General features: G+C 71.4%; 10 protein-coding genes. 5 read left to right on the top strand and 5 right to left on the bottom strand.

What is annotated here, in order from left to right; translation table 11 throughout:
• Together IIE03_RS08195 and IIE03_RS08190 are read right to left on the bottom strand one after the other, a co-directional pair.
• On the bottom strand, window positions 1-554 hold a 554-nt coding region (locus IIE03_RS08195), incomplete at its 3' end, for a D-alanyl-D-alanine carboxypeptidase family protein (protein ID WP_192862257.1).
• A 174-nt stretch (window positions 555-728) separates the two neighbouring features.
• Window positions 729-1,082, bottom strand: a complete 354-nt coding sequence (locus IIE03_RS08190; RefSeq protein ID WP_192862256.1) for a DoxX family protein — start codon at window positions 1,080-1,082, stop codon at window positions 729-731.
• A gap of 124 nt (window positions 1,083-1,206) precedes the next feature.
• Between IIE03_RS08190 and IIE03_RS08185 the strand changes: the two genes are divergently transcribed.
• The 3 genes from IIE03_RS08185 to IIE03_RS08175 all read left to right on the top strand — a co-directional run bounded on the left by IIE03_RS08185 (window position 1,207) and on the right by IIE03_RS08175 (window position 3,429).
• Complete coding sequence (locus tag IIE03_RS08185; protein WP_318842874.1) at window positions 1,207-1,608, top strand: winged helix-turn-helix transcriptional regulator; 402 nt, start codon at window positions 1,207-1,209, stop codon at window positions 1,606-1,608.
• Window positions 1,609-1,690: 82 nt separating this feature from the next.
• On the top strand, window positions 1,691-2,284 hold the full coding sequence (locus IIE03_RS08180; RefSeq protein ID WP_318842873.1) for an RNA polymerase sigma factor: 594 nt from the start codon (window positions 1,691-1,693) through the stop codon (window positions 2,282-2,284).
• The gene (locus IIE03_RS08175) at window positions 2,281-3,429 is read left to right on the top strand and encodes a hypothetical protein (protein ID WP_192862255.1); all 1,149 of its coding nucleotides are present in this window, start codon (window positions 2,281-2,283) and stop codon (window positions 3,427-3,429) included. The genes IIE03_RS08180 and IIE03_RS08175 overlap by 4 nt, the downstream gene beginning before the upstream one ends.
• Window positions 3,430-3,573: 144 nt before the next feature.
• On the opposite strand, the gene IIE03_RS08170 is transcribed toward IIE03_RS08175, so the two are convergent.
• The gene (locus IIE03_RS08170) at window positions 3,574-3,921 is read right to left on the bottom strand and encodes a hypothetical protein (RefSeq protein ID WP_192862254.1); all 348 of its coding nucleotides are present in this window, start codon (window positions 3,919-3,921) and stop codon (window positions 3,574-3,576) included.
• Between the two features lie 201 nt (window positions 3,922-4,122).
• Between IIE03_RS08170 and IIE03_RS08165 the strand changes: the two genes are divergently transcribed.
• Window positions 4,123-5,004, top strand: coding sequence for an LLM class flavin-dependent oxidoreductase (locus IIE03_RS08165; protein ID WP_192862253.1), 882 nt, complete (start codon window positions 4,123-4,125; stop codon window positions 5,002-5,004).
• 151 nt (window positions 5,005-5,155) lie between these two features.
• On the opposite strand, the gene IIE03_RS08160 is transcribed toward IIE03_RS08165, so the two are convergent.
• A complete protein-coding gene (locus tag IIE03_RS08160) occupies window positions 5,156-5,716 on the bottom strand; it encodes a TetR/AcrR family transcriptional regulator (RefSeq protein WP_192862252.1) in 561 nt (186 codons plus the stop codon).
• 134 nt (window positions 5,717-5,850) lie between these two features.
• On the opposite strand from IIE03_RS08160, the gene IIE03_RS08155 reads away from it, so the two are divergent.
• Window positions 5,851-6,693, top strand: coding sequence for an alpha/beta fold hydrolase (locus tag IIE03_RS08155; RefSeq protein WP_192862251.1), 843 nt, complete (start codon window positions 5,851-5,853; stop codon window positions 6,691-6,693).
• A 146-nt stretch (window positions 6,694-6,839) separates the two neighbouring features.
• Here IIE03_RS08155 and IIE03_RS25725 read toward each other — a convergent pair whose 3' ends face one another.
• On the bottom strand, window positions 6,840-8,288 hold the full coding sequence (locus IIE03_RS25725) for a polysaccharide deacetylase family protein (protein WP_225997450.1): 1,449 nt from the start codon (window positions 8,286-8,288) through the stop codon (window positions 6,840-6,842).
• Between the last annotated feature and the right edge of the window lie 11 nt (window positions 8,289-8,299).

Raw genomic sequence — 8,299 nt, 5'->3', positions numbered from 1 at the left:
TCGGTGCCGTGCTGGATGAGCCAGTAGGCGCCCTCGGTGGGGCCGATGTCGACGGCGTTGCCGCTGACGTGCTGCGATGTCTCGGGGGTGGCGACGGTGCGGCGGGCCTCGGCGAGGCCCTTGGTCCGGATCGCCTCGTCGTAGAGGCTTTGCTGGTAGGCGGGGCTGCGCCATCCGCTGGTGATCCAGAGGTCGATGCCGGCAGCGTGCGCGTCGTCCGCGGCGTGTCGGACGGCGGCGCGGAGCGCGGGGTCGAGGCGGGTGATCGCGGGGATGTCGTCGTTGGGTCCGGCCGCGCCTGCGGGGATGTCTCCGCCGGCCTCACCGGTCGATCCGCTCGGTTCCGGGCTGCTGCCCAGGACGTCGTCGGCCGTGAGGGGGGCACGGCCTGCGGCACGCTCGATCAGTGGGTAGGCCGCGGCGGCTGCCAGGAGGATGGCGACCGCCATGAGCAGGATGACGGTCAGGCGTCGTCTGCCGCGGGTGCCGTCGCGAGGCCCGGGTGCCCGGGCATGGGCCGGTGGGATGCGTTCCTGAGTGCTCGGCGTGCTCATGACATGAGGACATCGGAGACGACGTTGCGAGAGCGTCTCCGGTTCTCGATACGCTGCCGATAACCGGCCCCGGGCCTGGTGGTCGTCGACCCGGCCCTTGTCGCCACCCTCACCGAGCCCTTCGCGGATCCGCACGGGACACCCCGGGATCGGCCGGGCCAGCCCGGCGCCTTCTCAGAGGGAGAGCACGCGCAGCACCAGGGCGGCGGCCGAAAGCAGCATGAGCCCGCCGGTCGGGCCGACACCCGGCCAGTCCTTGGCGCGCAGGTGGGTGATGATCGCACCCAGGAAGTAGAGGACGAAGCACCCGGTGGCGGCGATGCCGATCGGCGCCCACCAGATCCCGACGACGGTGCCGACGGCACCGGCGACCAGCAGGGTGCCGAGCACCGGGACGAGCCGCTCGGGCACACCGAGCTTGGTGGTGAGCGGCTCCACCACCTGGGGATTGCGCGTCAGCTTGCCGTAGCCGCTGAACGCGGTGGCCAGGGCGAGAAGCGCGGAGACGACGACAGAAGCAATGAACACGGGTCCTCCGAGGACGACGGCCGGACGAGGCCGGCGAGGGCAGGCGCCCGTTCGAGCGCCTCACGAATCGTCCGGCAACCGTCGCGACTTGCCAAGGACTGGGTTAGCAACTCACTATTGGTAAGTGACTTCCGATTCGACTGTCCCCGTTGCCCCCGCCCGGAACCCGTCACCAGGCGCGGCGGGCGGTGTCGTCGTGAAGGAGGACGACTGCGTGATCTTCCGGCGCACCCTCGAACGTGCCGGGCGCCGCTGGTCAGGAGCCATCCTCTATGCCGGGGTCGCGGGCGCGCGGCGGTTCGTCGAGTACCGCCGCTACGTCCACGGCATCTCGGACCGGCTGCTGACCCAGCGCCTGCGCGAGCTGGAGCGGCAGGGATTCATCGAGCGTGAGGTCGTGCCCACCATGCCCGTGCAGATCCTGTACACCCCGACCGAGGTCGGGGCCGAGCTGGTCGCCGCGCTGCAGCCCTTGGGGGAGTGGGGCCGAAAGCACTACGACCTCATCGAGAAGGCGCCGGAGTAGCGCCGCCCCGCGCCGCGGACCTGCCGACTCGGCGTTGTGGCTCAGGGACGTTACTCGAGCGCGCGAGCGGACATTTCAAGACGTGAACAGATTACGAGGACTTCCCGGCGGTGATCCGCCGTCGGCCGAGGATCGGGTCACGGAGTTGTGGCGCGCCTACGCCTGGCGGGTTCAGGCGTACGCGATGCGGCATGTCACTCCGCATGACGCGCAGGAGGTCGTGGCCGACACGTTCCTCGTGGCCGTCCGCCGCCTCGACGACATCCCTGCCGATCCCTTGCCCTGGTTGCTGGTCGTGGCCCGGAACATCCTGCGCAACCAGCAGCGTGCGGCACGGCGGCGCCGTTCCGCGGAGTCCGCGCTGGAGCATCTCGCGCGCGTCGCGCGAACGGACGGTGCAGACCACGCCGTCGCCCAGCGCGACGCGATGCTGGTGGCGCTGAACCGTCTGGAGCCGAAGGAGCGGGAGGCGCTCCTGCTCACCGGATGGGACGGCCTGGCGCCGGCCGACGCCGCGCGCGTGGCCGGCTGCAGCAAGGCGGCCTTCAAGATGCGGCTCTCGCGGGCACGTCGAAAGCTGACCGTTCTCGTCGGCGGCTACACGATCGTTCGCGAAGCCGCGGTCGTCGAGGGCGGCCCGATGAACAAGCGGACAGCAGCGAGGAGGGCACGATGAGCCGCGAGACCCACGAGATCCTGAGCGATCTGGCACCGGCCGGTTCGCCCGACCCCGCCGGACTCGAACAGGCACGCGCCGCATTCGAGCGGGGTCGTACCGGAGCACAGGGTGCGTTCTCCTTCTCGATCGATGTCGAGAAGACCGCCCTCGTGCGTAGCCGGATCTGGGAGCCGCGGCAGCTGGTCGCCCTCGGCGTCGTCGGCCTGCTGCTCGTCGGTGCGGGAGTGACGGCGAGCTTCCTGGGTACCGATCGATCGAGGGCCGAGGTCGCGGCGCCGCCGGCGGTCCGGATCGATCCGCTCCGCCTGCCGGAGACGTGCGGGCAGTACACCATGATGCCGGAGGCGGTACCCGTGCCGGTGCAGCAGTGGGGCGAGCTCCTCGATCATGCCGTGACACGGCCCGATGTGCCGATCACCGCCCCGCCGACGTTCGAAGCCGTCCCGGTGAACTGCCCGGACGGCCTGGCTACGGCCTTCTTCGTCGACCGGCAGAACGAGCAGGCCTTCGCGGTTCTGCGCGGAGGGCCGCTCCCGAGCGGACTCGACCCGGAAACCAGTACCGGGCCGGCGGAAGCCAGCCCTGTCGAACTGCGCGGCACGACGGCGCAGGAGCTTGTGTCGCCTGCGGGATACCAGTTCATCTGGTGGACCGAAGGCGGCGACAGGTGGCACGCCCAGGGCAACGGAGTCACGCGGGACGAGCTCGTGTCGGCGCTGGAGAGCCTGGAGCTCGGATCCGGCCGAGTGTCCGGGGTGCCCGAGGGATACGAACGGGTGAAGCTTCCGAAGGCCGGACCCGGCACGACGCAGTACCAGTGGATGCTGTGGCAAGGGTCGGTCCAGGACGGCCGACTGGAGAGCGGGTCATCGTACGTGTCCGCGGTCTGGCCCGCTCTGGTTCCCGAGGAGTACAGCTACCTGGAGGGAGGTGAGGTCGTCGAGTTCGACGGCGGGCTCGCGACGTACACAGAGGGCACCGGGCCCAACGCCAACAGCTTCAGCTGGAGGGAGGACGGCGTGCAGTACAGCATCTCGGACTCCGACGCGGACCTGGAGACGATGAAGGAGATCGCCCGCTCCATGGAACCGATCGACGCCGACGACCCACGCCTCCGCCTCGACGAGTGGAACTACGACTGACAGGCGGCGCACAAGGAAAGGCGGCTCTCGGCGTTCGAGGTTCGCGGGCACGAGCCATCTCCGGCGAGAGGCGCCTTTCCCGTCCGCATCACGGGGGACAGCCGCCGCCGTCCACGGAGGCGAGGTCAGGCTGGTCGGTACCGGTCAGAAGGCCCTGTTCGCCGCCCTGGCCAGGTCACGCACCGCCCGGTCGAAGTGCGGCGACCCGATGTCGGCGACGCCCCTGCTCGGCCCGTAGGAGGTGACACCCCGGGCGAACCCGAGCCCCGTTCCCGTCCGGTACTGCCAGACCCACCGGCCGCCCGAGGAACCCTTCCCGTACCGGCAGCCGCGAGCGATCGAACTGTTGGGGCGGTCCTTCTTGCGGACCAGGGTGCGACAGCGCTGCATCCGGTCGCCGTCGTCCAGGTTGGCGGGGTAGCCGAAGATCGTCGCGGCGGCCGCTATGGCGCCGAGCCGAAATGCCTGCTTTCGTTTCGTGGAATTCCTCACGGCGGGCTGGGTGAACGCCTGGGCTCCGGTCCGCCGGCGGCGCTCCGCCTCAGTGGGTCGCGTACGTGGCAGAGGGCGGCTGCCCGGATCCGCTCGGAAATCCCCTCGGAGCCGGGCGCGGCGCTCAGCTACGGTCCTGCACATGCCGAACAGCCCGATGGCGGCCGAGTGCGCGTGGAATCGATCCGTAGGAGGAGTGCGATGAGGGCGGGGATCACGATCCTTCCGGAGTACCGCTGGGCCGAGGCGAAGCCGAGGTGGCAGGCGGCGGAGACGTACGGCTTCGCGCACGCGTGGACGTTCGACCACCTGGGCTGGGGTCCGCTGGTCGGTGACCCGTGGTTCGGCTCGGTGCCGACGTTGAGCGCGGCGGCACTCGTGACGTCGCGGATCGAGTTGGGCTTCGCGGTGGCGTCGCCGAACTTCCGCCACCCGGTGCCGTTCGCGAGGGACATCACGGCGCTGGACGACCTGTCGGGTGGCAGGCTGACCGTGGGCCTGGGTGCCGGCGGGGTGGACGGCTACGACGTGGACGTCTTCGGCGGCACCACGAGGGCCGCGAGCCCGTCGAGGCGGTACAGGGAGTTCGTCGAGCTGCTGGACGGCCTGCTGACCAGGGACGGGCTCGACTACTCCGGCGAGTACTACACGGCCGCGGGCGCCCGCAACGCCCCCGGCTGCGTCCAGCGTCCTCGCACCCCGTTCGTGCTGGCCGCGAACGGTCCGAAGGCGTTGGCACTGACCGCCCGGCACGGTCAGGGCTGGATCACCACGGGCACGGTCCACGACAGCCTGGACGGGTGGTGGAGATCGCTGGCCGAGCTGTCGTCCCGGTTCGACGAGGCCCTGGCCGCCGAGGACCGGGACCCAGCCACGGTCCGTCGCTTCCTCCAGACCGACGCGGCGCCGGTGTTCAGCCTGTCGAGCGTCGAGGTCTACCGCGACTTCCTGGGCCGCGCCGCGGAGCTGGGCTTCACCGACGTCCTGGCACCGTGGCCGCGGCGCGAGGGTCCGTTCGCCGGTGACGAGGCGATCCTCGACACCGTGGCCACGGATGTCCTGCCGACCCTGTCCTCACCGTGAGGATCGCTCTCGCGGCCTGATCGTGCCGGGCCGTGGTCGCCGGGGCGTCCGGGAGCCTGTGTCGCCCGGAAGGGGCGGCGCGGTAGGGGCGGCGCGGTAGGGACGGCGGTAGGGACGGCGCGGTCGAGAATCCGGCCTCGGCCGTAGCCGGTCAGCGTGCCGCCGCGTCGAGCAGCGTCTCCGCGGCGGCACGGGCCTGGCGCGCTGCATCGGGGGTGCCGGCGATCGCCGCGGTGGTCTGGGCTCCTTCGGCGAGGATCGCGAGTTGCGGCGCGAGCTCGGGCGGGGCCGGCAGCTCGTCGACGAGGCGCGCGACGTAGGCCTGGAAGGAGGCTTTCTGCTCGCGGACGGCGTCGGCCACGGCCGATGAGCTCGCGCCCAGCTCGCCGTGCGTGTTGATGAAGGCGCACCCCCGGAAGTCCGGCTCCCGGAACCAGGCGTCCAGGAAGTCGAAGATCGCCAGGATGCGCTCACGCGCCGTCGTCGCCCGTTCGGAGGCCGAGGCCAGGCCGGCGTCCCAGATCTCGGTACGGTGTCGCAGCACGGCGACGATCAGCTCGTCCTTCGACGCGAACAGCGAGTAGATCCGCTTGAGCGACACCCCCGCGGCGGTCCGCACCGCATCCATGCCCACCGCCTGCACGCCTCGCGTGTAGAACAGCTCGTCCGCGGCTCGCACCACGCGCTCGCGAGCACTCGCGTCGTCGATCATCTCGCCTCTCCCCTCGCGGCTCCTGCGGCCCTGGCTCCACGCCCCTTGCGCGGAGAACGATCGTTCTCTACGATAGCAGGTACGCGGAGAACGATCGTTCTCCTCGGCTCAGGAATCCCGAAGGGAATCGGATCATGGGATACGTCAACGTCGGCACCGAGAACAGCACCACCACCGAGATCTACTACGAGGACCACGGCGCCGGGCAGCCGGTCGTCCTCATCCACGGCTACCCGCTGGACGGGAACAGCTGGGAGCTGCAGTCGCGCGAGCTGATCGCCGCCGGCTACCGCGTCATCACCTACGACCGCCGCGGGTTCGGGCAGTCGAGCAAGGTCGGCGCCGGGTACGACTACGACACGTTCGCGGCCGACCTCGACGCCCTGCTGGAGGCGCTCGACCTGCGCGACGTGATTCTCGTCGGCTTCTCCATGGGTACCGGCGAACTGGCGCGGTACGTGAAGAACCACGGCCACGAGCGCGTCGCGAAGCTGGCGTTCCTCGCCTCGCTGGAGCCGTTCCTCCTGGCGGCCGACGACAACCCGACCGGCGTGCCGCAGTCCGTCTTCGACGGCATCGCCGCGGCGGCCCGGGCCGACCGGTACGCCTGGTACACCCAGTTCTTCAGCGACTTCTACAACCTCGACGAGACGCTCGGCTCGCGGATCAGCCAGGAGGCGGTCACCGCCAGCTGGAACACCGCCACGCGCAGCGCGCCGGTGGCCGCCTACGCGGTGGTCCCCACCTGGGTCGAGGACTTCCGGGACGACGTCGCGGCCGTGCGTGCCTCGGGCAAGCCCGCCCTGATCCTGCACGGCACCAAGGACAACATCCTCCCGATCGACGCCACCGGCCGCCCCTTCCACGAGGCGCTCCCCGAGGCCGAGTACGTCGAGATCGAGGGCGCCCCGCACGGCCTGCTGTGGACCCACGCCACCGAGGTCAACGAGGCTCTCCTGCGCTTCGTCCGCGCCTGAGGGACCGACCCCGCCCGCTTCCGCCCGGCCTCTCGGCCGCGGCGGAAGCGGGACGGGGCAGCGGAGCGACCAGTCGGGGATGCCTGGCGCGGTCCATGGGGCGCGCCGGGGTGACCCGGCGCCTCGCCCGGCCCGGCCGCAGTGCGTCAGAGGGTGGCCCTCAGGTGGCTGACCGTCACGAAGTGGTAGCCCTGCGCGCTGAGGGTGCGCAGGATCTCCGGGACGGCGGCCACCGACGTCGGGTGGATGTCGTGCAGCAGGATGACCTCGTTGGGCCCGGCCTGGGCGATCACCGTCTGCGCCACCCTGGCGGAGTCGCGGTACCTCCAGTCCTCCGGATCCACGTCCCAGAGGACGGGCGAGAGATCGGTCGCCGACCGCACCGCGTCGTCGATCGCGCCGTACGGGGGCCGGAACAGCGTCGGTTCCTCGCCCGTCGCCGCCTTGATGGCCGCGCTGGTGCGCTGCAGCTGGGAGGCGACCTCGGCCGCGGTGAGCTGGGTGAGGTCGGGATGGTTCCACGAGTGGTTGCCGATCTCGTGCCCGGCCGCGGCCTCCGCGCGCAGGGCCTCGGGGTGGGCGGCGGCGTTCTGGCCGACGACGAAGAAGGTGGCGCGGGCCTCGTACTCGGCCAGGTACTCGAGCAGCGTGGCCGTCTCCGGTACCGCCGGGCCGTCGTCGAACGTCAGGGCGATGCACCTCACCTTCGAGCAGTCCGTGGTGTCGGCGCCGGGCGCGCTCGCCTCGGGCGTGGGCGCTGCGGCCGCGGACGGCGTGGCGGTGGGCGCGGGCGCCCCGAGGTCGAGCCTGCCGCTCGGCGACACCGCCTGCTCCTGGACGCGCTCGCCGAAGCCGGACAACCAGGGTGCGACTGTCGCGCCCGGCAGGATCACCTGGTAACGGCCGCCCGGGGGGACGCCGACCGTGCTGCGGTCGAAGTCGATCCGCAGCGCGCCCTCGCGGGTGAAGGACATGTCGTCGAGCACGGCGCGCCGCGCCTGGGGCCCGGAGAAGGCGTTGCCGAGGGTGGCGGGGTCAATGCCCGCGCGGCCCTCGAGCTGCGCCCGCACCGTGGCGACGAAGTCCGGGCGAGACGCCTCCGCGATGAGGTCGAGCGCCTCGCGCCGCTGAGCGTCCTCGCCGTCGTACCAGTACGTCCTCGTCTCCGTCCCGTCGCCGGCCGCGCCCGGGTCCTGGGTCGTCAGCCGCACGCCGACGACGTCACCGGAGGCGACCAGGAAGTCGAAGCCGATGTTGAGGTCGAGCTCGTTCCCTGCACCGCAGCCGTTGTCGACGTACGCGTGGAGGCGCCGCTCGACCTCGCCCTTCATCACAGCGGTCATCGATTCGGCGCCGGGCACGGCCGGATAGCTGGTCGTCCAGGGGCAGGACGGGTCGTTGCCGCTGTCGTTCACGATGTCGAGGCCCTGGATCTTCGTCGGGTCGACGGTTCGGACGACGTCGCTCGGGGCGGACGGGCTCGCGCCGGTGTCGGCGGAACCCGCCGGTGGTGTGCCCCGGACCGGGGAACAGGCGGCTGTCAGGGACAGGGCCCCGAGCAGGAGGAGTACGGGGACAAGCGTGTTCTTGCGCATGCCGCCCATCG

The organism is Myceligenerans pegani, from assembly GCF_014892515.1.
GTDB lineage: Bacteria > Actinomycetota > Actinomycetes > Actinomycetales > Cellulomonadaceae > Myceligenerans > Myceligenerans pegani.
The sequence above is the reverse complement of the archived record's forward strand: the minus strand, read 5'-3'. Positions and strand labels throughout refer to the sequence as shown.